Origin of the sequence: Paraburkholderia sp. JHI869, from assembly GCF_038900775.1 — a bacterium.
In the GTDB taxonomy this organism is placed as follows: domain Bacteria; phylum Pseudomonadota; class Gammaproteobacteria; order Burkholderiales; family Burkholderiaceae; genus Paraburkholderia.
The window spans coordinates 169,346-192,484 of record NZ_JAYMSC010000008.1 but is presented as its reverse complement, the minus strand read 5'-3'; the positions used below and the strand labels follow the sequence as shown (position 1 = coordinate 192,484).

Here is a 23,139-nt window from a genome sequence, read left to right as displayed (position 1 = left end):
TTGAACAGCGCCGCTTCATATCACCGAGACTTAGGTTTGGAGGTTCGATGGACCGCTTCGCTACTCGCAGCAAGCCGCGCGCCCTCGTGCGCGCGCTCTTTCGCATCGGTGCAGGCGCCGCAAGCGCCTGCGCGCTGCTCGCCCATACGCCTGCCGCATTTGCCGACACGCTGCCCGTTGGCGTGGAGCTGCCGCTCACCGGCTCGATGGCGCGCGCCGGCAACGCGCAGCTCGAAGGCATTCGCCTGGCCGCCGATCTCTTCAACAAGGGCAGCGGCAAGCACAAGGTCGCGCTCACCGTGGTCGACGACGAGGCGCAGCCCGCCAAGGCCGTTTCGGCGGTGGAGAAGCTCGCTTCGCAAGGCGTGCTCGCCATTACGGGCGGCTACGGCTCCAATTCGGTGAGCCCGGCTTCGGAAGCGGCCGACAAGGCGGGTATCGTCTATATCACCTCGGGAGCCGTGGATAGCGCGATGACTTCGCGCGGCCTCAAGCACTTTTTCCGCATTGGGCCTGCATCGGGCTACTCGAAAGCCGTGGTGGGGCAGTTGAACGCCATGGGCGTGAAGTCGGTCTCGATTGTCTCCTCGACGAAGCAGGCCACCACCGACCTCAGCAACGAAGTTTCCACGCAACTGCGCGCGCAGGGCGTGACGGTGACCGTGCACGCGTTCGACCCGGCGATGACGGACTTCAAGCCGCTCGTGAACAAGGTGCGCTTGCAGGACAAACCCGAAGTTCTGCTGATGATCGCTTACGAGAACGACTATATCGGCATTCTGCGCGCGGCCAAGGTGCTGCGCCCGCAACTGAAAGCCGTGATGGGCGCGTGGTCCATCGTCACGCCGAAGATGACCGCCGACTATCCCGACCTCGTGAACAACGTGATCGGCTGCGCGATGCTGCCGTACCCCGCGGACTTCGGCACGGCCGACGGCCGGGCATTCGTGCAAGCGTATCAGGCTGCGTATCACAAGGAACCCGACTACCTGGCCGAATTTGCCTACGTGCAGTCGCGTCTGCTGTTCGACGCCATGTCGCGCGCCGCAGACGCCGGCACGCTCAAGCAGGACGGCATTGCCGCCGAACTGCGCGCGAAGCCGCACGACACGCTGATCGGCAAGGTGAGCTTCGCGCCGAACGGCGACAACCCCGCGTTCCTGAACAACATGGCGCAGATCCAGGGCAATCGCATCGTGCTCGTGTGGCCGAAGGAGCGCGCCACGGGCAAGCTGAACTACCCAGCGCTGCCGTGGTAATTGCGCGCGCAACGAAGAAGGAGTCGCGATGACGGACCTGTTGCTGCAATCGCTGTATTCGGGCGTGCTGGTGGGCGGCGCTTACGCGCTCGTCGCGCTGGGGCTCGCGCTGGTGTTCGGCTCGATGCGCATCATTAATCTTGCCCACGGCGAGCTGGTGCTGCTCGCCGCCTATATCGCCTACACGTTCGAGACCAAGCTCGGCCTCAATCCCGTGTTCGCGATTCCGGTGGCGATTCCCGTGGTATGCGCGGCCGCGGCTGCCGCGTGGTATCTGGTGAGCCGCATCAAGCGCGACCGCGAGCTGAACTCGCTGATCCTCACCTACGGCATCGGCATCGTGCTGACCAACGCCGTGCTGCTGGGCTGGGGCGCCGACGTGCGCTCGACCGGCAGCGCATGGCTGCAGGACAGCGTGATGATCGGCAACCTGCTTTCCATGCGTAGCGAAGTGCTCTCGTTCGGTATCAGCGTCGTGCTGATGCTCGCGCTTTGGTGGTGGCTCTCGCGTTCGTGGTATGGGCGCGCCGTGCGGGCGATCTCCAGCAACCGTGACGCCGCACGCCTGATGGGCATCGACCCGCGCAAGACCGAGCTGATCTCGTTCGTCGTGGCGGGGCTGCTCGCCTCGTGCGCGGGCGTGTCGATCTACGCGTCGAGCGCGATTCAGCCTTCCATTGGCGAAGCGCTGACCGTAAAGGCGTTCATCATCACCGTGCTGGCGGGCGTGGGCTCGATCCCGGGCGTGCTGGCGGGCGCGATGCTGCTTGGCATTACCGAGGCGCTCACGGTCACGCTCGCCAGTTCGGCGCTGCAGGAACTCGCGGGCATGCTGCTGTTTCTGCTCGTGCTCTACGTGCTGCCGAACGGCTTGTTCGGCGTGGCGAAACGACGGGGATGAGATCGATGTCGACATTGAAAACCACAACGGCCTGGTCCGGCCCGCGTCTGGCTGCGCTCGCCGTGGTGCTGGTCGTGCTTTATGCGGGCGTGCCGCTCGTGTTCGGGCAGAACCTGTATCTGATGAGTCTCGCAGTGGCGTCCCTCACGATCGCGGGCGTGGCGCTCGCGTGGGCGCTGCTCGGCAACCTTGGCGGCATGGTGAGCTTTGGGCATGCAGCGTTTTTCGGCGTCGGGTCGTATCTCTCGGCACTCCTCACGCTCAAAGCCGGCTGGCCTGTGTTTCCCGCGATGCTCGCGGGCGGCGTAGGGGCGGCAATCGCCTCGCTCGCCATGGCGCCCGCGCTGCGCCTGAAGGGGCCGTACTTCGCGCTTGCTATCCTCGCCTATGCGCAGATCTTCCGCATCATCGCGACCGAATGGTCCGATCTCACGGGTGGCGCGAGCGGGCTCTCCAGCATTCCGGGGCTGCCGAAAGTGGCGGGTTTCGACTTCGGCAGCAAGAGCGGCGGCTATCTTGTCGTGCTCACGCTCGTGCTTGTGTTCGCCGCGATTTACGCGCGGCTGCGCGGCAGCCATGTGGGACTCGCGCTGCGGGCGATGCACGAATCGGAGGACGCCACGCGCGTGGTGGGCGTGAACAGCGTGATGCTCAAGCTCGCCATGCTGATGCTCTCGGCGCTCATGACGGGGCTCGTGGGCGCGTTCAACGCGCACTACATCAACTTTCTCGAGCCCGATTACGCGTTCAACGCGAGCTGGGCTGTCGTGCCGATCATCGCGGCGATCTGCGGCGGCTATCGCACCATTCTTGGCCCGCTGGTGGGCGCGGTGACGGTTTATCTGGTGGATCAGCTCGTGCTCAAGAGCCTCCTGCCAACGGGGCACCAGATCGTGCTGGGCATTTTGCTCGTGGCGATGATCATCGTGAGCCCCGCGGGCCTGACCGCACTGCGCTTCAAACGTACCCGGCGAGGTGTTTATGCAGCAAGCTGAACAGGCGGCGGAACTGCGCTTGCAGGACGTATCGATCCGCTTTGGCGGCATCACGGCGGTCAACGGCGTAACGCTCTCGCTCGGCACGCGCGACGTGGTGGGGCTGGTCGGCCCGAACGGCGCGGGCAAGACCACGCTCTTCAACGCGATTTCGGGACTCGTGCGGCCCACGAGCGGATCGATCCGCTTCGGCGACGTGGATTTGTTGAAATCGCCGCTTTATCGGCGCGCGCGCCTGGGCATCGGCCGCACATTCCAGGTGCCGCAGCCCATGCACGAACTCACGGTGCGCGAGAACCTGATCGTCGCGCAACGCTTCGGCACCGGGCGCGTGGACGAGGCGCGCATCGACGAAATCCTCGCGTTTATGGGACTCGAAGGCAAGGCGCAGCGCGACGCGGCCACGGAACTCGCGCTCACCGAGCTCAAGGCGCTGGAAGTCGCGAAGGCGCTTGCCACGGGGCCGAAGCTGCTGTTGCTCGACGAAGTGCTGGGCGGGCTCGAGACGGCCACCAAGCGCCGCTTCATGCAAACGCTGCTGGCGGTGCACGAATGCTACAACGTAGGTATCCTGATCATCGAGCACGATATCGAAACCGTGATGAACCTGTGCCGCCGCGTGTGCGTGCTCAACTTCGGCAAGCTGATCGCGGATGGTCCTCCCGCCGAAGTGTTCCGCGATCCCGAAGTCGTGCGCAGCTATACGGGGGAGGCCGCCCATGCTTGAGGTCAACAGCGCCCGCGCCGGCTATGGCGCGATCAACGTGTTGTGGGACGTTTCGCTGAATATCGCGAGCGGGGAAGTGACGACCATCGTGGGTCCGAACGGCGCAGGCAAGACCACGCTGCTGCGCGCGATCATGGGGCTCGTGCCGCTGGAGCGCGGCCAGATCACCTTCGACGGCGCTCCGCTCGCGGGCGTGCCGACCTGGGATATGGCGCAGCGCGGGATTGCGATGGTGCCCGAGGGGCGCATGATCTTTCGCGATATGTCGATCGAGGAGAACCTGATGCTGGGCGCGTTTGCGAAAACGCGGCGCGCTGGGGCGAAAGCGCAGCTCGAAGAGGTTTATGCGCTGTTTCCGCTGCTCAAGGAGAGGCGGGCGTTGCACGCGGGCACGTTATCCGGTGGCCAGGCGCAGATGCTGGCGCTGGGGCGCGGGCTCATGTCGTCGCCGCAGCTCATGCTGATCGACGAGCCTTCGCTTGGGCTTGCACCTGTGATGGTGCAGGAAGTGTTTGCGATTCTCGATCGGCTCAAGGCTGCGGGGCGGACTATCGTGCTCGTGGAGCAGAACACTAATATGGCGCTGCGGCTTGCCGATCAGGTGTATCTCATGCAGGGCGGAAAGGTCACGTTTTCCGCGCGCGCGAAGGACGTGAATGTGGATGAGCTTCACGATATGTACTTCGCGCGGTAGGCTTTTTTTTCGCGGCTGCTGGATGGTTTGACCTTTCCTTGTGTTCGCGTCGGTCTGCAAGTGCCGCCCCGCACAGGGGCAACGCATGCATACCGACGCGAAATCAAGGAAAGGTCAAAGCAGCCAGAGCCACGACATCAATCCAGGCGAACCTCAACCGCCAGTTTCAGGCGCGAGCACTCAGCCCACACCTGTTTCGAGACAAGTCTCAGCACGCCAGCCATAGAGCCACTGCAGCGAGTCGTAGAACTGATCCTGGGTACGCCCCACCCAAAGCGCATTGCGCACCAGCCGATCCACACCCTTCGCGTGATAGATGCGGCCCATTTCGCGCGCAGAGTAGAGCACGCGCGCCGTGCGCGGAATGCGGACCGCCTCGTAGCGCTTGAACGCCTCGACGAAATCGCCATCTGCCGCCTTGACGGCCTCACCGAGCGTGACCGCGTCTTCGAGCGCTTGGCAGGCGCCCTGCGCAACATACTGCGTCATCGGGTGCGCAGCATCGCCGAGTATCGTCGCACGCCCAAAGCTCCATTGCTCGACCGGATCACGGTCGGCAGTCGCCCAGCGCTTCCACGACGTGGGCCGGTCGAGCATCTGGCGCGGCAAGGCGTCAATTCCTTCGAAGTACGAAAGGACTTCTTCCTTGCTGCCGTCGCGCACGCCCCACACTTCCTGCTCGCGGCTATGGAAGGTCACGACGAGGTTGTACTGCCGGCCGCCGCGCAGCGGGTAATGCACGAGGTGGCAGTGCGGCCCCGCCCACACCACAGGCGCGTTGATCTGCAGATCCTTCGGCATGTTCTCCACGTCGACCACGGCGCGGTAGACCACGTGGCCCGTCACGCGTGGCTCGTCGCCGATCAGCGCCGCGCGCACCGCGGACTTCACGCCGTCGCAGCCGATCACGGCGTCGGCGCTGTAGCGCTCGCCATGCTGGTCGATCACGGTCACGCCGTGCTCGTTCTGTTCGAGCGACTTGATCTGCGTGTCGGTGCGGAACTGGATGAGCGGGTTGTCCTTCACCGCTTCGAGAATCGAAAGATGAATGTCCGCGCGATGAATCACGCCATACGGATTGCCAAAGCGCTCGCGAAAACGCTCGCTCGTTTCGATCCGCGCAACAGGCTTCGCGTTGGTCGCATCCATGAGCGTGAGCGAGTCCGTGAACACCGCGCGATTGCGCGCCGCCTCGCCCGCGCCGAGCGCGTCGAGCGCCGTGAACGCATTGGGGCCGAGCTGGATGCCCGCGCCGATCTCGCCGATCTGCGGGGCCTGTTCGAGCAGCAGCACGCGCACGTTGGCCCGCGCGAGCGCGAGCGCCGCAGCAAGACCACCGATGCCGCCGCCGACCACGATCGCGTTGCGCCTGGCGTTAGATGTATGCATGTCTTGTCTCCTGAATGACTTGTTTGAGGCCCGCGGCGCGCTGCTAGGCGGTGTAGTCGGGCTGACGCTGCGGCTCGGCTGCCGCGAAAGCGGGATGCTCGCTGGCGTGCCGATAGACAGCCATGCTGCGTTCGTAAGCGGACAGATCACAGCCCATGCGCAGCGCATTGGCGATTTGCGGCACGAGGCAGCAGTCGGCGAGCGTTGGAACCGCGCCAAAGCACCAGGGTCCATCGTGCGTCGCCGCTGCCTGCGCAAGGAGGCGCTCGACACCCGCCATGCCTTCGGCGATCCAGTGCCGATACCACGTGCTCTTCTGCTCGGGCGTCACTTCCAGCACATCCTGCAGATACTTGAGCACGCGCAGGTTATTGACGGGATGCATATCGCAGCCAATCAAGTACGCGAGTTCGAGCACGCGCGCACGCGCCTGCGGCTGCGCCGGAATCAAACGCGGCTCGGGATGGCGCGCATCGAGCCAGTCGATGATGGCAAGTGACTGGCCCAGATGGAAGCCGCCCTCAACGATCGCAGGCACCGCAGCCGAAGCGTTGATGTGCTCGACATAGTGCGGCGCGTGATGCTCGCCGGTGCGGATATTGACGCCGAGATGCTCATGCTCGACGCCCTTGAGCCGCAACGCGATACGAACGCGGTACGAAGTCGAACTGTTGAAGAAGCTGTAGAGCTGCACGATGGACTTTCCTGTTGACGATATGCGGCTCAAACTACCTTGACGGTCAGCTCGCCCAGGCGCTCGACGCCCACCTTCATGGTGTCGCCGGCCTTCACGGGACCCACGCCTTCGGGCGTGCCGGTGAAGATCACGTCGCCCGGTTCGAGGCGGAAGAACTTCGAGAGATACGAAACCGTTTCGGCCACCGACCAGATGAGGTGCGAGACATCGCTCTTTTGCTTCGTTTCTCCGTTCACGGTGAGCCACAGGCCTGCGTTCTCGAAGTGGCCGGCCTCGCTTGCCGGGTGCACGGGGCCGACCGGCGCGGAAAGATCGAATGCCTTGCCGATCTCCCAGGGGCGGCCCATTTCACGCATCTTCATCTGCAGGTCGCGGCGCGTCATGTCGAGGCCCACGGCGTAGCCCCAGACGTGCGAGAGCGCGTCTTCCTCGGCGATGTCCGAGCCAGCCTTGCCGATCACCGCCACGAGTTCGGCTTCGTAGTGGTAGTTCTGCGTTTGCGCCGGATACGGCAGTTCGAGCGTTTCGCCATAGGCGACGGGCACGATGGCGTTATCGGGCTTGCAAAAGAAGAAGGGCGGCTCGCGGTCCGGGTCGAAGCCCATTTCGCGCGCATGCGCGGCGTAGTTGCGGCCCACGCAATACACGCGGCGCACGGCGAACTGATCGGTCGAGCCGGCAACGGCAAGGGCGACGGGCGCCTCGGGCTGAAAAACGAATGCCATGATGGTTGCTCTTTGAAAAATTGAGTAGATTGATATGGATTGCGAATTGATCAACTAGCGCGTATCAAGTCGAATACACGTTAGCCGTCGAGGCGTCAGCCGATGCGTTCCTCGCGCAGCAGATTGAGCGCGGCGAGCACCGGGCGATCGGAGTAGCTGAAGAGCACGGCGTCGCTTTCGGCTTCGAGTTGCACCGGGACCCACGAGGGCGCGACGAACACGTCGTGCGCGTCGAACGTGAAGCGTTCTTCGCCGATGCGCACCGCGCCGCTGCCTTCGACCACGCAATAGACGGTCGAATCGGTGCTGCGATACGTCTTGCCCTTGAAGCCCTTCGGCAGGAACTGCATGAACGTCGCCATGGTCGGCATGGGCCAGCCGCCCGTAGCCGGATTCACGTAGCGCAGCTTCACGCCGTCCCAGTCGTCGAGTTCGCCGTTGCGGTAGAGCGTGTCGAGCGCTTCGCGGCTGCGCGCATATGGGTAGCTGAAAATCGGAGAGGTCGGATCGCTCGCCTGATGGCGCACCGGCAGCATGTTGTGGCCGAAGCGCGCGAAGCTGTCGCCTTCGGGGCGCGCAACGGGCTGCGTGGCCTCGGGGTAGTTTTCGGCGAAGCCCGCGTCGAGATGCGCGACCAGCGGAATGTCGAGACCGTCGAGCCAGACCACCGGCTCGCCGCCTTCCTCGACGGACGGGTTGCCGTGATCGTGCCAGGTCCACGAGGGCGTGATGATGAAGTCGCCGGGGTGCATGGTGGTGCGCTCGCCGTTCACGGCCGTCCACGCGCCCTTGCCTTCGACGATGAAGCGCAGCGCCGACTGCGTATGGCGGTGGCTCGGCGCGATCTCGCCGGGCAGGATCAGTTGCAGGCCGCCGTACAGATTGGGTGTGAGGCTCGACTTGCCGGGCAGGCCGGGGTTTTCGAGCACGAGCACGCGCCGGATCGCCTCTTCGGCGCTGATGACCGAACCCGCCTGCATGACGAGTTCGCGCAGCAGCGCGTACTTCCAGATGGCGGGCAGGGCCTGCGGGCGCGGCGACTTCGGCACGAGGGCGTGCAGCGACTCCCAGAGCGGCGACATGCCGCTGCGCGCGATTTGCGCGTAGTAGGCTTCGCGTTCGGGCGTGGCTGTGCTGGCTGACATGCTGGACATGCGAGTCTCCTGGGGTTTTTGTTGGTGCAGCGTTGCTGTTGGATGAATTTATAAGCCCGGAGACATATCCAGTAAAATCATAATTTCTTCTTATCCATATGTTTTTGGATATGGCTTGGTGGGGGACACATGGACTGGACACATCGCCTGCGTCTGCGGCACCTGCAGATGCTGCTTTCCGTGGCGCAGACCGGCAATTTGAGCCAGTCGGCGGAGGCGCTCAACACTACGCAGCCGGCGCTTTCCAAGTGGCTCAAGGACCTGGAGGCGGACATCGGCTTGCCGCTGTTCGAGCGCCACGCGCGCGGCCTGCGGCCCACGCCCTATGGCGAGGCGCTGATGGAGCACGCACGACGCATCGAGGGCCATCTCGACAGCGCGCGCGACGACATGGACGCGCTGCGCGAAGGCGGCAGCGGGCTCATCTCGATCGGCACGTCGGGCGTTTCGGCGGCGGACACGGTGCCGCTCGCGGTCGCGCGCCTCGTCGAAGCCATGCCGCGCGCGCAGGTGCGCCTCGTGGAAAGCACGATGAACCTCATGATGCCGGCGCTCGTGCACGGCGAACTCGATGTCGTAGTGGGGCGCGCGGCCAACGCGCAGGTCGACCCGACGCTCGAAATGGAGACGCTCTATCGCGACCCGGTGAACTTCGTGGTGGGGCTCGGGCATCCGCTCGCGAAACGCCGCAAGCTGGACTGGCCCGATTTGTTCGAATACGCGTGGATCGTCTGGCCGCCCGGCACGCCCATTCGCACGGCGCTCGAAACGGCGCTCGCGGCCGCGGGGCGCAGCATGCCGCGGCACACCGTGGAGTCGAATTCTTCGATGCTCAACGTGACGCTTCTGAACCAGACGCGCCTGATCGGTGTGGCCTCGCATCGCGCGGCCGTGCGCTTCGAGCGGTTGAACGTGCTACGGGTGCTCGCCATGCCGATGCCGCTCGGCAGCTCGGGCGCCGTGGGCATGTACTGGCGGCGCGACAGCGTGAGCCGCGCGGCGGTAGCGCTGGCGCTGGATTGTTTGCGCGAAAGTGCGAATCCGCCGGGGGAAGGCCTGGAGTCGTGAAGTGAAACGCTGACGAGGGACAACCTGGACGAATCTGGCTGACGTTATGCTGCGCGCTCACCGCGTGGCCGCCGTTGCGCGGCTCGATTTTTCGCACTCACAGGTTCTACCCGAAATGAAAAAGCTCATCCTTGCAGGACTGCTATTCGCCTCTGCGCTGAGTGCCGCCAGTGCATTTGCACAGACCGCCCAGACGGCTCAATCCGCTCCGGCCCCCTCGATCGATCAAGGCGATGTTTTCCTCGGCGTATGCCAGAAGCCCGAGAATCTCGATGCGTGCCTCATGTATTACGCTGGCTATACCAACGGGGTGCTCGTGCAATCGCTCCTCGACAAGCAGCGGCCACGGTACTGCGTGCCCGGGAATATCAGCCGCAAGGATCAGCTAGCCGCCGTGACGACATGGATGAAGCGGAATCTCGACCACGTTCTTGAACCTACGGCGGCCGTCATCTACAAGGCGCTGATAGGCTCGTTTCCCTGCAAGTAAGCGCTACGCGCACTCTCGTTAGCGTTTCATGAATTCCATTCATGAAAGCATGCGCGATCCAGGGCTTTATCGAAGAGCGACTCCGTATTTAAATCCCTACTTTGGCAACGAGCTCGAAGTGAGAGGATATGGACTATCGCAATCTGGGTCGCAGTGCGCTCAAGGTTTCCCCGCTGTGCCTCGGCGCAATGATGTTCGGCGGCGAGACCGACGAGGCTGCGTCGAAGCGCATCATCGACAAGGCCTTCGAACAGGGCATCAACTTCATCGATACGGCCGACGTCTATCACGCGGGCCGCTCCGAGGAAATCGTCGGCCGCGCGATTGCGGCGCAGCGCGATAGCTGGGTCGTGGCGACGAAATTCGGTTTCCCGTTCGCACAGGGGCCGAATGAGCAGGGGCAGTCGCGCAAATGGATCTACCAGTCGGTGGAGGCGAGCCTGAAGCGCCTTGGGACCGACTACATCGACATTCTCTACTTTCACCGCGCGCTGCCCGACGTGCCGCTCGACGAAGCCGTGCGCGCCGTGGCCGATCTGATCCGCCAGGGCAAGGTGCGCTATTTCGGCGTGTCGAACTTCCGTGGCTGGCGCATTGCGGAGATCGTGCGCCTCGCGGACCAGATGGGCATAGACCGGCCCGTGGCGAGCGAGCCGCTCTACAACATCGTCGATCGCACGGCAGAGGTCGAGCAGTTGCCCGCCGCCGCGCATTACGGGCTGGGCGTGGTGCCATACAGCCCGCTCGCTCGCGGCGTGCTGACCGGCAAATACGCGGTCGATGCCCCGCCGCCCGGCGACAGCCGTGCGGGACGCGGCGACCGGCGCATTCACCAGACCGAGTGGCGCGCAGAGTCGCTGCGAATTGCGAGCGAGATTTCGAATTACGCCGCGCAGCGCGGCACGACGCCCATCGCGTTCGCGCTGGCGTGGGTGCTCAAGAATCGACACGTCAGTTCGACGATCGCGGGCCCGCGCACCGAAGCGCATTGGGACAGCTATAGCGAGGCGCTGAACCTTCAACTCGGCCCCGACGACGAGACGTTCGTCGACAGCCTCGTGCCGCCGGGACATGCGTCCACGCCGGGCTATACCGACCCCGGCTACCCGGTCGAAGGGCGCAAGACCGGCATCTAACGCTCGGTTCGACGCGCTGCGCTACGCGCGATAGCGCAGCGCGTCGATCACGAGCGCGAGCGCGCGCGACGACTGTCGGCGGCTCGGGTAAAACGCGTGATAACCCGGAAACACCGGGCACCAGTCCTTCAGCACGCTTTTCAGGCGACCTGCGCGGATGAACGGCAGCGCGGCGTTCTCGGGAAGGAACGCGAGCCCGTGGCCATCGAGCGCCGCATTGAGCATTTGCGGCATGGCGTTGAACGTAAGCTGGCCGTCCACGCGCACCTGCAACTCATGTTCGTCCTTCTTGAGTTCCCACGCGTACAGACCACCCGACGATGTGAGCCGCAACGTAATGCAGTCGTGCTTGAGCAGATCCTGCGGCGCGCGCGGAGCTTTATGCGCGGCAAAATAATCGGGAGAACCAACGATTGCCATTTTCACGTCCGGTCCGATGCGCACCGCGATCATGTCCTTCTCGACCTGGTCGCCGAGGCGTACGCCAATGTCGTAACGATCGGCGACGATGTCGCGCAGGCCGTAGTCCACGGTGATCTCGACCTTGATGTCGGGATACTCGGCGAGGAGCGGACGCAGCTTCGGCCAGATCACGGTGTCGATGGGATGATCGATCGCGGTGATGCGGATGGTCCCCGCGGGCTTGTCGCGCAGTTCGGTGAGCGCCGCAAGCTCGGCGTCGATCTGTTCGAAGCGCGGCGAGAGCGACTGAAAGAGCCGCTCGCCGGCTTCGGTGGTCGAGACGCTGCGCGTGGTGCGCGTGAGCAGGCGCAGGCCGAGACGCGTTTCGAGGCTGCGGATGGTGTGGCTCAGCGCCGACTGCGAGACGCCGAGCTGCGCGGCCGCGCGCGTGAAGCTGCGCTCGCGCGCGACGGCCAGGAACGCAAGGAGATCGCTGAAATTTTCGCGCGCCATGATGGGGTTCGCTTGGGGGCGGGTGGTGCGAATCGTATCAAACACGCGCGAACGGCGCTTATGCCGTTGCCTCGACGGCCAGTTCGAAGCCTTCGTCCAGCCATCCCGTTACGCCGCCAATCATTATCTTGACGGGTCTTCCCAACTGCGCGAGCCGGATCGCACCACGCGTTGCGCCATTGCAATGCGGTCCGGCGCAGTACGTCACGAACAAAGTATCGGCGGGCCAGGCCGCTAGCTTCGAGGCAATGATCTTCCCGTGCGGCAGGTTGATGGCGCCGGGCACATGGCCCGCCACATAGAGCGCGGGACCGCGAACGTCGAGCAGCATGAACTCTGGTGCTTCGCTGCCTGCGAGTGCAGCGTGTACGTCGGCGCAGTCGGTTTCGAAGCGCAGCGAGGCGGTGAAATGTGCGAGTGCTTCTGCGCTTTAGGTAGCCAGCAGAGATTGATGGGGGGCGCGACAGGCTGTGTGAGCTTGCCCACGCTATTCGTCTGGTTGGGCTTGTTACGTCTTGTTACAACCCCTAGACTGCATTTCACATTGGCCGCGGGGGCGGTCAAGATGAGAAGGAAAAAGCTGCTGACGGGGACGGCAGCTGCGGCCATGATCGGGCAGCGCGCTCGCGGGGTGCGGCACTGAGATGCACGCGCGAGACCATGAGGGAGGCTCACGACGGATTCGTAGCCTGCGAGCGCGCAAATAAGGCCGTATGGCAGATGCAGAAGCCAATCAGGGGACACGTCTTGAACGAGTTGCTCAGCGAGAGCCAGCAAAAACTGGCCGTCGAACCCGGTCGTCGTTCAGTCAACATCCAGTCCGCGAGCCGCTCCTCGCGAATGCGCACCCAGTGCGACGTAGAGGGCGCACTTTGCCTTAGACGCGTGCGTTCGGGTGGCGGAGAGTCGATGCTCGTGCGGTTGTTCCAGCTGACGGAGCCTGTGAGGTTTGCGGCTACCTTCGACGCGAAGGACATTGTCGCGTACGGCATTGGGGCACCCCTGCTTCGCATCCTGCAGGGTGACGCTGAATTTCGCTCCGCGGTCGGGACATTGTTGGCCAAAGGATATCGGCTATCTCTTGGCGAGGGCCGCCTCGAACTGACGATGGCCGGCAAGGTCCCGAAAGATCAGCGGGACACTCTCCCGGATAGCCTGTCGGTCGCGGCGAGCCGCCTTGAAGCCCTGACCGGCGGCGCGGCGAATTCGGAGGCCAGTCTCGGTCGTATCCGCAGGCCTTGGCTCGTGGCGTCGACCCTGGCAGCGGTTGTGTACTTTCTCAGTCATCTGGCCTCGTACTCCTCGGTGTTACCGCTTTCTCTTCTACCTGCCATTGTCAGCGGTGCTGCGCTCCTTTCCGCGGTGGCATTCCTGATACAGCGCTCAACGCTGAAAGAACACGCGCTTGCGGGAGCGGTCGCGCTCGACGTCTTGATGTGGGGTGTCTTCAGTTCGGTGTTTTTCAGCAGCGCAATCTGCATTCTTCTGAATGACTATGTAGGCGCGCGGCTAGTGCCGGTGCTATCGCTCGCCGTCGACGGCACTGTCCACATCACGCACGGAAAACACACGTCCTGCGCACTCGTCCTTGACGCGTCGACGCCAGTCGTCCTGGACGACAAACGGATCCGCACTTTACCGATGCCGTGCTCGCTGGCCTATCGGCACAACGATTCTTTCGAGAACAGGTACGACGTGCAGATCAATCCCGGGTTGCTCGGAGCCCCGTTCGTACAGTCAATCTCAGTGCACGAGTGAGCGCGGCGTCGCCCCCTCAATCCGCGTGAGAATCGACGCACGCGCGCCCCACGCCTCAATCATGTGGCGCATGCCGTGCGCGCTGACGTGTTGCGTAGCTACCTTATGGTCTGGCGCAACACCATTGGCTGATTCCGCGCATGCAACTGCCAGTTGGCCCAATCTGCCGCCACACGATCAGAAATTCTGGAGACTTGCCATGTCTACTGGCCATGGCCGCTCAAACTGAATTAAGCGGGCGTTGGCGACACCCTGACGCACTCAACGTGCTTTTCCAGCGCATATAGTTGATGTGTCAACGTAATATCCGATTGGGCGATCGACCGCACTAACGTGCTGGGCGGCCATCCGCGTCATATCGTGGCGACGCTGAATGTACCGCTGCTGCGCAGCGATGCTGTGAAACCCCGTTCACACGGAGGCTGCGTGCTTGATGTCAATGCGTGCTCCCTCGCAACCTTTAAATTGGGCCACATCGGGGCGTTGGCCCTTAACGGAGGACCTCATGCAAGCATCAAACATCATGACGACGGACGTCATCATCGTGCGCCCTAATGCGTCGATTTTCGAGGCAGCAACGCTGCTCACTGAACATCACATCAGCGGGATTCCGGTCGTTGACGATGGCGGAGCGGTTGTCGGCATGCTCAGCGAAGGCGATCTGCTGCATCGCATGGAAACGGGCACCGGCAAGCCGCAGCGAAGCTGGTTTGGCGAATTCCTCCATTCGACGCGCAAACTTGCAGGCGAGTACCTGAAGGAAAACGCGGTGAGAGTGAACGACGTCATGACGGGCAATGTCGTTTCGGTTTCGCCCTCGACGCCGCTCAGCGAGATCGCCGACATACTCGAGCGCCTCCATATCAAGCGTGTGCCCGTGCTCGATCAGGGCAAGCTTGTTGGTATCGTCAGTCGCGCGAACCTGATACGCGCTCTGGCGAGCGCCGCGCGGCCCGATCAGACGGGGCTCGCTTCGGACGAGACCATCCATCTCAACGTGATGCATGCGCTGGAAGGGCGTCGCTGGGCAATGACGGCGGAGAACGTTGTCGTCAAGGAGGGGGTCGTCCACTTCTGGGGCACGGTGAACTCCGAGGAGGAACGCAGGGCGATACTCGTCTCCGCGGAGCGCGTGCCTGGCGTCAAGGGCGTCGAGGACCACCTCGGCTACCCGGTCGTGTTCACGCCCATGTAAGGAAGTCGGGACGTCAAGGCATGGTGAATGGGCTGGGTCAGAAGCACGAGCGCCCCGCCGCGTGTTGCGTCCAGGGAAGATCGGTGATGATCGTTCAGTTTCCTCATACGACTGCGGGATACACCTACGCAGGTACAGTCAGCTTCATTGCGATAGTCGATGGGACCGAGGTTCTTTGCGAAATCTCGACCGAAGCACTCGATGATCATTTCGGCGCCACGCAACGCGCCAGCCCGATGTCGCCCGCGAGTCTAGGGAGACGGCGGCAGCATTCAGCTAGAGGCAGGTGTTGACGGAGCTAGCCGCATTACCGCCGCTGCCTCGCAAGCCAACCGAGGACCCTGGGCCGCTCATGGCGCGGCGAATGACAGCCGCCGTGCCGCCCGGCGGTTGCTGGCCTGGTGCGTAGACGTCGAACGCCTGGTCGTTGGCGAGCACGTGCTGCATATAGACCGTCTGACCGGAGCTGTTTGCCCAGGCCAAGGCAATACATTGCGCAACGGCCGCTGGCGCGTGTGCGCTTTGACCAACCGATTGAATGTTGTCCGGCGCTGGCGCAGCGCACCCAGCGATGACAAGTGCAGGGATAATGATCAGATGTCTCATTGCAGTGGCCTCTCATTCAGGTTTACAAAGCACCACATCGTTTCATGCCACGCGGACATCCCCGTAGCCTTTTGCCATTCGCTATCTGCCAGAATCCAGTCGATTTAATCCATCGTCGGCATGGCAATTGGCCGCCCCAGGCAGTGCATTCGGCAGCAGGACCTTTATCGGTGAGCTGATAAAGCCAGGCGTCGATTGCGATTGGCATCGCAATGGCAATCGCAATGCCAATCGCACCCTCGTACGCACCCTCCCGTATCGCTGTTCCTTGCCGCAGCGATTTGCCCGTCCGCCTGGCTGTCAACAGGAAGTAATGAACTTCTTCAAGTCACTCTCGTTCTCAAACACCGCCATACTGTCTGGCCCATACGATCGAGACGCTGGGCAGCCACGTCGAATTCAAAATCGGGAGTTGTAGCTTGTCACTACAGAGTGTAGGTCAGCGGTGTCCTGACGAGTCACTTTGTGAGGCTGGCCGTACCGCACACTTTCCACCTCATGTTGTTGGAACGCGAGTCAGCTTCTTTACATGGCCGCGCAACGATATCCGGTGCCTCGGCGACGGCCGGCTGCGGCATCTCATGCCTTCCGAAGGCTCGATCATATCGTTTGGTTTCCGAACAATATGATCGTGAGCATGACGTAGACGATTATCGCCATGTACATTCAAGCGTGTCCGATAGAGCGGGGCGATCGCTGGCATCAGGTCAGCGGTAGTGCTTGCTGACATACCCGTGAAAAATGGAGATCCGGTTTCCCGGCATGAATCGCTGATGCGATCATCTGTACTCGGTCCGAGACAGCGAAGATGGTGTGGAGGGGCGAATTGGTTATACACTGCGAATACATCACGGCAGTGCTTGAATGCGTCCAATTTCTGGAGAACATATCATGCTCAAACGTCTGATGTTGACGCTCGCCATCTTGCTGTTGTTGCCTGTTTCCGCTGCTCGGGCCGACGAATATACGGAAGCGCTCAGCCTGTTCAAGAATGCGGGAGAAAGCGGAAGCCTTTTGCAGAGTGCGTATGCCTACGCTTTGTTTCCGAAGATTGGCAAGGGAGGGGTCGGTATAGGTGGTGCCCGTGGCAAGGGCCGCGTCTATGAGCAGGGGAAGCATATCGGCGATACGACGATGACGCAGCTCACTGTGGGTTTGCAACTAGGCGGCCAGGTGTACAGTGAACTCATCGTGTTCGAGGACGAACGAGCCCTCAAAGAATTCACCAATGGCAACTTCGAGTTCGGCGCGGATGCCAACGCGATCGCAATCACTGCGGCGGCGGGCGCAAAGACAGGCACGACGGGTACATCTGCTAACGTCAGTGGTGGCAAGAAAGACGCAAAAACTGCGGGATCCTATCGAAAAGGCATGGCCGTGTTTACAGTGGCGAAGGGTGGCCTGATGTACGAGGCAAGCGTCGGCGGACAGAAATTCTCTTACAAGCCACGGTAATTTTTCGCCGAATGTTCGTGTACGCCTTTGAAAGTCCAGAGATTGCGTGAGAGATGCACATAAATGTTCGGCGAAGCGAAAGCATGGAAGACTTCAACGAGCCGATGCTGTTGAATAAGGTGCTGTGCGCTTTCTTGAATTCGACCTCAGGAAGATCGACATCTCAGATCGACGTGCAAACCACCTGCGAACACCGGTCAAGGGTGCAACGAGCCCTTAAGGCCTCGCGACACAAACGCGCAGCGACTTTTAACGGTGTCGGCCGACTGCCGCTCGGTGCGGTAAAGCATCGATCTTCCGAACAGAATGGAAATTCGCTGGAATAGCGAGTTCGCCACGTCAATCCACGCGATGCCGTTCGACGTCACGAAATCGAATCGGTTCTCTTTGCGCACGTTACTGCCATGAGGCTCACGCACTATCGGGTGGTACACGCGATCAGATGTCGCGCGTCTGGGGGATCACAACCGTTTGACCATGCGGTTTGCCGTTCGCGTCGACCAGGTATGTTGTGAAATTTTCTGAACTATTTGCCAATCACTATGTGATTGCATCGGACAAAAACGCTCAGATCGGGCAATACGGGAGACTGAAATATTTCCACTATTTAAGCAAGGATGGAGGCAATGGTTGGCAAGGTGACACTGAAGTTGTGGGAAATGTCGCCATCTTCGCGATTTTTTTATTTGCTTAACCTTAAGGTGAAGAATTTGAGGTATTAACATGTTAATTAATGCAATGGGGGAATTTTTCGGGAGAATCTTCTTCCAGCGATGCTTCTATTTGTTCCTGGTCTTGATGGTCTTTATCTGCACCGCTCCGTTCGTGGAACCAACGCCGATTGGACGTTTCACGATCAACTGCGCAAATGCGTTGATTATCATCGCGACGGTGGCGTCAGTCGGCCGTTCAACGCTCTCCTTCGTGATCGCGGTCCTTCTCGCCAGTCCAGCGCTGGCGTTTCAATGGATGGCAGTATCGGGCGTCGACCCGAACGCGGTTGCAAAATCGTGGGTTTTTGGGGCTTTGCTCTATGCAACAACAATCGCCTATCTGCTGCGCTACGTCTTTCGGCACGAGGTTATGACCGCCGACAAGCTGTTCGGCGCCGCATCTGCTTATCTGCTCCTCGCTGTCTTCTGGTCATTCCTGTACGCACTTGTTGCCCACTTTTACGAGGGATCATTTGCTATTTTTGGTAATCAGACCTCTTTGACGTTCTATGATTTCGTGTATTTCAGTTTCACCGTTTTGACCAGCACCGGTTTCGGTGACATTACACCCATAAGTCGCCAGGCTCGGGGGATCTGTGTAGTTGAACAGATTGTCGGTGCGCTGTTCGTTGCCATTTTGATAGCGCGGCTCGCCGGAGTTTACCCGCCGGCAAACGACCGCGGGAAACCGTGAGTTGTCCGGAGGTCAGGTGGGGCGTGCACCCGAGGATTGCTGACGTAGCGTCAAGCCTGGCCAGGTTGTAACCGGTACATCGCAGAGATGGATGAGTTCAAACGGCGTTGAGTGTGACTGGCTCGAGCGTGCCAGGTTGGTGGCGGTTTCAAGAGTATGGGCCGAGCGGGGAAGCGAATGGCCCTTTCCTAAGGAGGGAACTGACCTTTTGCGCAAAGCATTTGGTGCAACACCGCTGAGTTGTCTCTTTAGTTTGGATGTCGTTTCCGCAGCATTCCGAATGGTCGATGGTTGCCGACTGTCGCCTGATGCGGCCAGCGATAGTCTACCCTTCTCGGACCTTCAAAGGCAGTAACCGCATGTGACCGCTCGCCGAGGTACTGGACTCATTGGCCGCACACGCATCTCGCTAGGATATGAGAGTAAAGTCCAATTGATTATTTGCGGAAGAGATCCGATAGTGAAGTGTCATCGGAATCAAGTGCGGGCTTTTTCCTCCCATAAGAATGTTTACCCCGCATTGGCGGAGCGCATTGGGCTCATTCTGCCTGTGAGTCTGCGCGTGACCGATGTTTCAAATTCTTGTACAGCGCCACCGACCTCCACCCAGCGGTACGCGCCGTCAACGAGGTATCAACACTCAGAAATGCGGCGAGCGACGCTGTCGTCCGCCTGCAGGCACGCTGACCCATTCTTTCGCGCAACCGGAAACTAGATGGACTTCCCGAGAGTCATGCGTGTTGCTGCCCACTCGTGTTCTCTCATATCAGGAGACGACCATGGTAAGAAACATTTTCAGGTTCGGCGCGGTGGCGCTCGCGCTGGCAGTAACGGGCGTCGATGCGCAGACGACGCCGACGGGCACGACTCAGGCGGCGGCGAATCCCGTCGATCCAGCGGCGGTCCAGGCGCTCAAGGACATGGGAGCGTTCCTGCAGACGTTGACGCGTTTTCAGGTGTCGACCGAGCTGACGGGCGAGCGCGTACTTGCCGACGGCCAGAAGTTGCAGCACACCGCGTCGGCGAGGATGTACGTCGAGCGGCCGAACAGGATCCGCGCGTTCATCCGCGGTGCCCAGGCCGACCGTGAGATCATTTACGACGGCAGGACGGTGACCCTCTACACACCGGCGCAGAAGTATTACTCAATGGCCGAGTTCACCGAGAACATTGGCGGCTTGATCGACAAACTCGAATCCAGGTTGGGCGTTCAATTGCCGCTGTCGGATCTGTTCCTCTTTGGAACGCCAGCAGCGCCGCTCGACAACATCGAGTCGGCGATGAATGCGGGCCAGAGTATTGTGGGCGGCGAGGTTTGCGACCATTACGCGTTCCGCCAAGGCAAGGTCGACTGGCAGATCTGGATCGCGACCGGCGACAAGCCGCTGCCGCGCAAGGTCGCGATCACGAGCCGCATGGACGAAGCGCGTCCGCAGTCGGTCGCGCTGATCGACTGGAACCTCCAGCCAACGTTCAAGGATACGGTCTTCATGTTCGTGCCGCCCAAGGGGGCGGTCAAAGTCGATATCGTCCCGCCGAAGACCAACTAGAGGAGAGCCAGCATGAAGACCTCTTTTGGAAAGCTGCTCCCGGCTGCGCTGGCAGCCCTCGTACTTGCCGTTTTCGCGATTGCGCCCTACACCGATGCCGTAGGTCAACGCGCCCGTGGCGGCGGTGCGCAAGCCAGCGCCGCGCGGCAGAACGCTCAAGTCAACAACACCCGTGCCGACGCTCGCACCAGCAATGTCCGCAACACCAGCGTCAACAACGTCGACGTCCAGCGGAACGTCAACGTCAACGTGAGCGGCAACAACGGTTGCTGCAACAATGGCTGGGACAACGGCTATCATCCGGTCGCCAGAGCGGCGGCGGTTGGCGCAACGGTCGCCGTGACATCCGCCGTCGTGGGCTCGATCGTCAACGCCCCGCCACCGGGCTGCGTGCCGGTGAACTACGGAGGCATGGTCTACCAGCAATGCGGCAGCACCTGGTACGCACCGCAGGGATCACAATACATTGTTGTCAGTCCGCCGTATTGATGTCAGACCGTCAGGGGCCGCAAAACCCGCGACCCCTTCATCCCGTATCGGTGTCGCGTCGGTCCGTTCGCCCGGCTCCTTCCCGAGTGGCTCCTGTCGCTTTTGATACGCCTGGGGATTTGCATCGCCGTCGGTGCCTTCGCTTGCCAACGATACGCCGTTCGGACTGGCCGCCGGTATCGCGACGACGAGCCTCAAGTACGCCACACATTTCAGGCGTCATAGCGAAGCCGGCATGGTGATGGTCAATCTACCCACGGCGGGAGTCGACTATCACGTGCCGTTTGGCGGACGCAAGCGCAGCAGCTATGGTCCTCGCGAGCAAGGGCGATATGCACGCGAGTTCTACACAACGGTGAAGACCGCCTACATGCTGGCGTAGTCCAGGTTACCTCTGAGTCCACAGCGCCCACCGAAGCGCGCTGTACGGCACACGGGCGTGCCCCCGCCGTTCTCGATGGTGACGTGACTAGCTCGCGACGTATGGATGCGCGCGGCGGACATCCTTTCTGGCGCGCGGACGCACGGCGTTGCGTTGTGGCAGGTACGCGGCGAGTGGGAAGTCTCTGTGGGCCGGCGATGTCTGATGGATACAGTCATATGGGCCCAGTCAGTGGCTGCTACAGAGTATTTCGTCATATCATGGCGACACGCTACTTGCCATCATGGCCGGAGCCGCAGTCATAGCGAGGCCAGGATGTTCACCAAGGACATGCAATTGAAGGGAACCTTGGCGACGGCGATGTCTGAAGCTGGCTGCAACTCCGGCCCTATGCGCGGTTTATTTGATCTCGCCGAGAAGGTCGACGGCGGTTCAATAGCAGTGGTCCCGCGCGTCCGCGCGTTTCACAAAAAAGCACGCCTGCCCACACTTGCGGGCAACCGGCACTATGTTCGGATGCGCCGGGCCCGAGCGAGAGTCGCAGCACATCGACATGCCGCTAACACCTGCCTATATTTCGACCCTCATCGTTGCATGCGCATTTTTCATGGAAAGCGCGGATGCAAACATTCTTGTGACGGCACTTCCCTCGATGGCGCGCGACTTCCACGCGGATCCAGTCGTGTTGAAGATAGCCATCGCCAGCTATGTAGTCAGTCTTGGCGTCTTTATTCCGATCTGCGGATGGCTGGCCGACCGCTTCAACGCGCGTTCAGTATTCCGGACCGCCATTGGCATCTTCGTCGCGGGCTCGCTGCTCTGTGCCTGTTCGCCTTCGCTCTATTTCCTGACGATCGCCCGCTTCCTGCAGGGAATTGGCGGGGCAATGATGGTGCCGGTCGGCCGCATCATCGTGGTACGCGCGCTGCCGAAAAACGAGTTCCTGCGGGCGATGAACCTGCTCAGCGTGACATGGATCGTCGCCCCGATCATGGCACCGCTGCTTGGGGGATTCATCACCACCTATCTCCACTGGCGCCTGATTTTCTTCATCAATGTCCCGCTCGGCCTACTGGGCATTTATTTGGCCAGCCGCCACATCGCCAATACGCGTGAACCGCATCCGGGCCCGCTCGACTGGTTGGGTTTCATGTTGTCGGGGTCAGGCGCAACGCTGATGCTTACCGGACTTTCATTGATCGGCAGCCAGATTATCGGCGACCGCACTGCATGGGAGATGACGATTGCCGGGGCGCTTCTGCTCTGGCTTTACGTGCTACACGCACGTCGCACGGCATCGCCGGTGCTCGAACTGCGCCTCTTTCAGGTTCCGACCTTCCGCGCGAGCGTACTCGGCGGATCGCTCTTTCGCATGGGATTCGGTGCCGTGCCCTTTCTTCTGCCGCTGTTGCTGCAGGAAGGGCTGGGCATGACGGCATTCCGTTCAGGCCTCATTACCTGCGCTTCCGCGGTGGGGAGCCTGTTCATGAGGCCGTTCGTTTCCACTACGCTGAGCCGGCTCGGATTCCGGACCGTGCTCGTTTACAACGCGGGATTTTCGGGTATCGCGATTGCTTTATGCGGCTCGTTCTTCTCCGGCGTATCCAGCTTGTATATCTGGCTCGTGGTTCTGGTGGGCGGATTTTTCTCTGCGCTGCAGTTCACCTGCCTCAATTCACTGATCTATGCCGATATCAGGCACCAGGACGCCGGCCGCGCCACGAGTCTGGGTAGCGTCGTCCAGCAGATGTCGCTGGGACTGGGAGTGGCGATCGGTGGCATTGTCCTGCAGTTCACCCGTACCGTGACCGGGCATACGCACGTCATGCCATCCGACTTCTGGCCAGCGTTCCTGGTCATCGGCCTTTTATCGTTCGGCTCGATTCCCTTCATGCGTCACCTGTCGGCGAACGCCGGTGATGAGGTGGCGCGTCGCTCTCGCAGCTAGCCGGGCCTGCGAAATTCGGACTGTCACTTCAAGGCCAACTTCCCGACCCGCGCGCTCCCCGGCAACCTTACAGCAATCATGCTAGGATGCGCCCTTTCGTCCGTCTGGATGATGGCGCGCGCACGCGCGCGGGCCGCTTCGAAGCGGTGCCAGGCCGCCGCTTCGCGCCCCGATCTTCTCCGCCCCCTTTCAGCCAACG

Annotated in this window: 21 protein-coding genes and 3 pseudogenes; 17 read left to right on the top strand and 7 right to left on the bottom strand. The window is 61.8% G+C overall.

Annotated elements, in window-relative coordinates; genetic code table 11:
• The first annotated feature begins 47 nt into the window (after window positions 1–47).
• From VSR72_RS16510 to VSR72_RS16490, 5 genes are read left to right on the top strand one after another with little or no spacing between them, the layout of a single operon-like run.
• Window positions 48–1,259 carry an ABC transporter substrate-binding protein gene (locus VSR72_RS16510; protein WP_342953400.1) on the top strand — a complete coding sequence of 404 codons (1,212 nt, stop codon included), beginning with the start codon at window positions 48–50 and terminating at the stop codon, window positions 1,257–1,259.
• Window positions 1,260–1,287: 28 nt separating this feature from the next.
• Window positions 1,288–2,160 (top strand): branched-chain amino acid ABC transporter permease, encoded by an 873-nt coding sequence (locus VSR72_RS16505; protein ID WP_342953399.1) that lies wholly within the window; start codon window positions 1,288–1,290, stop codon window positions 2,158–2,160.
• Window positions 2,161–2,165: 5 nt separating this feature from the next.
• A complete protein-coding gene (locus tag VSR72_RS16500; protein WP_342953398.1) occupies window positions 2,166–3,155 on the top strand; it encodes a branched-chain amino acid ABC transporter permease in 990 nt (329 codons plus the stop codon).
• Window positions 3,142–3,882 carry an ABC transporter ATP-binding protein gene (locus VSR72_RS16495; protein WP_342953397.1) on the top strand — a complete coding sequence of 247 codons (741 nt, stop codon included), beginning with the start codon at window positions 3,142–3,144 and terminating at the stop codon, window positions 3,880–3,882. Before VSR72_RS16500 ends, VSR72_RS16495 begins: the two co-directional genes overlap by 14 nt.
• Window positions 3,875–4,576, top strand: coding sequence for an ABC transporter ATP-binding protein (locus tag VSR72_RS16490; protein WP_342953396.1), 702 nt, complete (start codon window positions 3,875–3,877; stop codon window positions 4,574–4,576). Before VSR72_RS16495 ends, VSR72_RS16490 begins: the two co-directional genes overlap by 8 nt.
• Before the next feature lie 180 nt (window positions 4,577–4,756).
• Here VSR72_RS16490 and VSR72_RS16485 read toward each other — a convergent pair whose 3' ends face one another.
• The 4 genes from VSR72_RS16485 to gtdA form a co-directional block, all read right to left on the bottom strand.
• Window positions 4,757–5,965, bottom strand: coding sequence for a 3-hydroxybenzoate 6-monooxygenase (locus tag VSR72_RS16485; RefSeq protein WP_342953395.1), 1,209 nt, complete (start codon window positions 5,963–5,965; stop codon window positions 4,757–4,759).
• Window positions 5,966–6,008: 43 nt separating this feature from the next.
• Window positions 6,009–6,659 carry a maleylacetoacetate isomerase gene (maiA, locus tag VSR72_RS16480; RefSeq protein ID WP_342953394.1) on the bottom strand — a complete coding sequence of 217 codons (651 nt, stop codon included), beginning with the start codon at window positions 6,657–6,659 and terminating at the stop codon, window positions 6,009–6,011.
• A 29-nt stretch (window positions 6,660–6,688) separates the two neighbouring features.
• Window positions 6,689–7,387: a fumarylacetoacetate hydrolase family protein gene (locus VSR72_RS16475; RefSeq protein WP_254341871.1), complete on the bottom strand. Its 699-nt coding sequence runs from the start codon at window positions 7,385–7,387 to the stop codon at window positions 6,689–6,691.
• 95 nt (window positions 7,388–7,482) lie between these two features.
• Window positions 7,483–8,532, bottom strand: coding sequence for a gentisate 1,2-dioxygenase (gene gtdA, locus VSR72_RS16470; RefSeq protein WP_342953491.1), 1,050 nt, complete (start codon window positions 8,530–8,532; stop codon window positions 7,483–7,485).
• Between the two features lie 138 nt (window positions 8,533–8,670).
• On the opposite strand from gtdA, the gene VSR72_RS16465 reads away from it, so the two are divergent.
• The 3 genes from VSR72_RS16465 (at window position 8,671) to VSR72_RS16455 (ending at window position 11,235) form a co-directional block, all read left to right on the top strand.
• Window positions 8,671–9,609, top strand: coding sequence for a LysR substrate-binding domain-containing protein (locus VSR72_RS16465; RefSeq protein ID WP_342953393.1), 939 nt, complete (start codon window positions 8,671–8,673; stop codon window positions 9,607–9,609).
• A gap of 115 nt (window positions 9,610–9,724) precedes the next feature.
• A complete protein-coding gene (locus tag VSR72_RS16460; RefSeq protein ID WP_342953392.1) occupies window positions 9,725–10,099 on the top strand; it encodes a Rap1a/Tai family immunity protein in 375 nt (124 codons plus the stop codon).
• 128 nt (window positions 10,100–10,227) lie between these two features.
• Window positions 10,228–11,235 carry an aldo/keto reductase gene (locus tag VSR72_RS16455; protein WP_342953391.1) on the top strand — a complete coding sequence of 336 codons (1,008 nt, stop codon included), beginning with the start codon at window positions 10,228–10,230 and terminating at the stop codon, window positions 11,233–11,235.
• A 21-nt stretch (window positions 11,236–11,256) separates the two neighbouring features.
• Here VSR72_RS16455 and VSR72_RS16450 read toward each other — a convergent pair whose 3' ends face one another.
• Both VSR72_RS16450 and VSR72_RS16445 read right to left on the bottom strand, forming a co-directional pair.
• Entirely contained in the window at window positions 11,257–12,150 is an 894-nt protein-coding gene (locus VSR72_RS16450) for a LysR family transcriptional regulator (RefSeq protein WP_342953390.1), read from the bottom strand.
• Between the two features lie 58 nt (window positions 12,151–12,208).
• A pseudogene (locus VSR72_RS16445) lies at window positions 12,209–12,595 on the bottom strand (rhodanese-like domain-containing protein).
• 302 nt (window positions 12,596–12,897) lie between these two features.
• Here VSR72_RS16445 and VSR72_RS16440 point away from each other — a divergent pair.
• The 3 genes and pseudogenes from VSR72_RS16440 to VSR72_RS16430 form a co-directional block, all read left to right on the top strand.
• Window positions 12,898–13,908 (top strand): hypothetical protein, encoded by a 1,011-nt coding sequence (locus tag VSR72_RS16440; protein ID WP_342953389.1) that lies wholly within the window; start codon window positions 12,898–12,900, stop codon window positions 13,906–13,908.
• 505 nt (window positions 13,909–14,413) lie between these two features.
• Entirely contained in the window at window positions 14,414–15,103 is a 690-nt protein-coding gene (locus tag VSR72_RS16435) for a CBS domain-containing protein (RefSeq protein ID WP_342953388.1), read from the top strand.
• Window positions 15,104–15,189: 86 nt separating this feature from the next.
• Window positions 15,190–15,339 (top strand): annotated as a pseudogene (locus VSR72_RS16430) (DUF1488 family protein); the annotation flags it as partial.
• 40 nt (window positions 15,340–15,379) lie between these two features.
• Here the strand turns inward: VSR72_RS16430 and VSR72_RS16425 are convergent.
• Entirely contained in the window at window positions 15,380–15,586 is a 207-nt protein-coding gene (locus tag VSR72_RS16425) for a hypothetical protein (protein ID WP_342953387.1), read from the bottom strand.
• A gap of 1,014 nt (window positions 15,587–16,600) precedes the next feature.
• Between VSR72_RS16425 and VSR72_RS16420 the strand changes: the two genes are divergently transcribed.
• The 6 genes and pseudogenes from VSR72_RS16420 to VSR72_RS16395 all read left to right on the top strand — a co-directional run bounded on the left by VSR72_RS16420 (window position 16,601) and on the right by VSR72_RS16395 (window position 22,940).
• Window positions 16,601–17,164 (top strand): YSC84-related protein, encoded by a 564-nt coding sequence (locus VSR72_RS16420; protein WP_342953386.1) that lies wholly within the window; start codon window positions 16,601–16,603, stop codon window positions 17,162–17,164.
• A 723-nt stretch (window positions 17,165–17,887) separates the two neighbouring features.
• Window positions 17,888–18,571 (top strand): ion channel, encoded by a 684-nt coding sequence (locus VSR72_RS16415; RefSeq protein ID WP_342953385.1) that lies wholly within the window; start codon window positions 17,888–17,890, stop codon window positions 18,569–18,571.
• 809 nt (window positions 18,572–19,380) lie between these two features.
• On the top strand, window positions 19,381–20,121 hold the full coding sequence (locus VSR72_RS16410; protein ID WP_342953384.1) for a DUF2092 domain-containing protein: 741 nt from the start codon (window positions 19,381–19,383) through the stop codon (window positions 20,119–20,121).
• A gap of 12 nt (window positions 20,122–20,133) precedes the next feature.
• Window positions 20,134–20,610, top strand: a complete 477-nt coding sequence (locus VSR72_RS16405; protein WP_342953383.1) for a hypothetical protein — start codon at window positions 20,134–20,136, stop codon at window positions 20,608–20,610.
• Between the two features lie 139 nt (window positions 20,611–20,749).
• A pseudogene (locus VSR72_RS16400) lies at window positions 20,750–20,992 on the top strand (aldehyde dehydrogenase family protein); the annotation flags it as partial.
• 553 nt (window positions 20,993–21,545) lie between these two features.
• A complete protein-coding gene (locus VSR72_RS16395; protein WP_342953382.1) occupies window positions 21,546–22,940 on the top strand; it encodes an MFS transporter in 1,395 nt (464 codons plus the stop codon).
• Window positions 22,941–23,139 lie beyond the last annotated feature (199 nt).

Bases quoted from the DNA above. Each gene is read 5' to 3' on its own strand.
- gtdA (WP_342953491.1), bottom strand. From the start codon at position 8,532: ATGTCAGCCAGCACAGCCACGCCCGAACGCGAAGCCTACTACGCGCAA.
- VSR72_RS16420 (WP_342953386.1), top strand. From the start codon at position 16,601: ATGCTCAAACGTCTGATGTTGACGCTCGCCATCTTGCTGTTGTTGCCT.
- VSR72_RS16405 (WP_342953383.1), top strand. From the start codon at position 20,134: ATGAAGACCTCTTTTGGAAAGCTGCTCCCGGCTGCGCTGGCAGCCCTC.
- VSR72_RS16415 (WP_342953385.1), top strand. From the start codon at position 17,888: ATGTTAATTAATGCAATGGGGGAATTTTTCGGGAGAATCTTCTTCCAG.
- VSR72_RS16500 (WP_342953398.1), top strand. From the start codon at position 2,166: ATGTCGACATTGAAAACCACAACGGCCTGGTCCGGCCCGCGTCTGGCT.
- VSR72_RS16495 (WP_342953397.1), top strand. From the start codon at position 3,142: ATGCAGCAAGCTGAACAGGCGGCGGAACTGCGCTTGCAGGACGTATCG.
- VSR72_RS16435 (WP_342953388.1), top strand. From the start codon at position 14,414: ATGCAAGCATCAAACATCATGACGACGGACGTCATCATCGTGCGCCCT.
- VSR72_RS16460 (WP_342953392.1), top strand. From the start codon at position 9,725: ATGAAAAAGCTCATCCTTGCAGGACTGCTATTCGCCTCTGCGCTGAGT.
- VSR72_RS16455 (WP_342953391.1), top strand. From the start codon at position 10,228: ATGGACTATCGCAATCTGGGTCGCAGTGCGCTCAAGGTTTCCCCGCTG.
- VSR72_RS16510 (WP_342953400.1), top strand. From the start codon at position 48: ATGGACCGCTTCGCTACTCGCAGCAAGCCGCGCGCCCTCGTGCGCGCG.
- VSR72_RS16395 (WP_342953382.1), top strand. From the start codon at position 21,546: ATGCCGCTAACACCTGCCTATATTTCGACCCTCATCGTTGCATGCGCA.
- VSR72_RS16485 (WP_342953395.1), bottom strand. From the start codon at position 5,965: ATGCATACATCTAACGCCAGGCGCAACGCGATCGTGGTCGGCGGCGGC.
- VSR72_RS16475 (WP_254341871.1), bottom strand. From the start codon at position 7,387: ATGGCATTCGTTTTTCAGCCCGAGGCGCCCGTCGCCCTTGCCGTTGCC.
- VSR72_RS16465 (WP_342953393.1), top strand. From the start codon at position 8,671: ATGGACTGGACACATCGCCTGCGTCTGCGGCACCTGCAGATGCTGCTT.
- VSR72_RS16505 (WP_342953399.1), top strand. From the start codon at position 1,288: ATGACGGACCTGTTGCTGCAATCGCTGTATTCGGGCGTGCTGGTGGGC.
- VSR72_RS16490 (WP_342953396.1), top strand. From the start codon at position 3,875: ATGCTTGAGGTCAACAGCGCCCGCGCCGGCTATGGCGCGATCAACGTG.
- VSR72_RS16450 (WP_342953390.1), bottom strand. From the start codon at position 12,150: ATGGCGCGCGAAAATTTCAGCGATCTCCTTGCGTTCCTGGCCGTCGCG.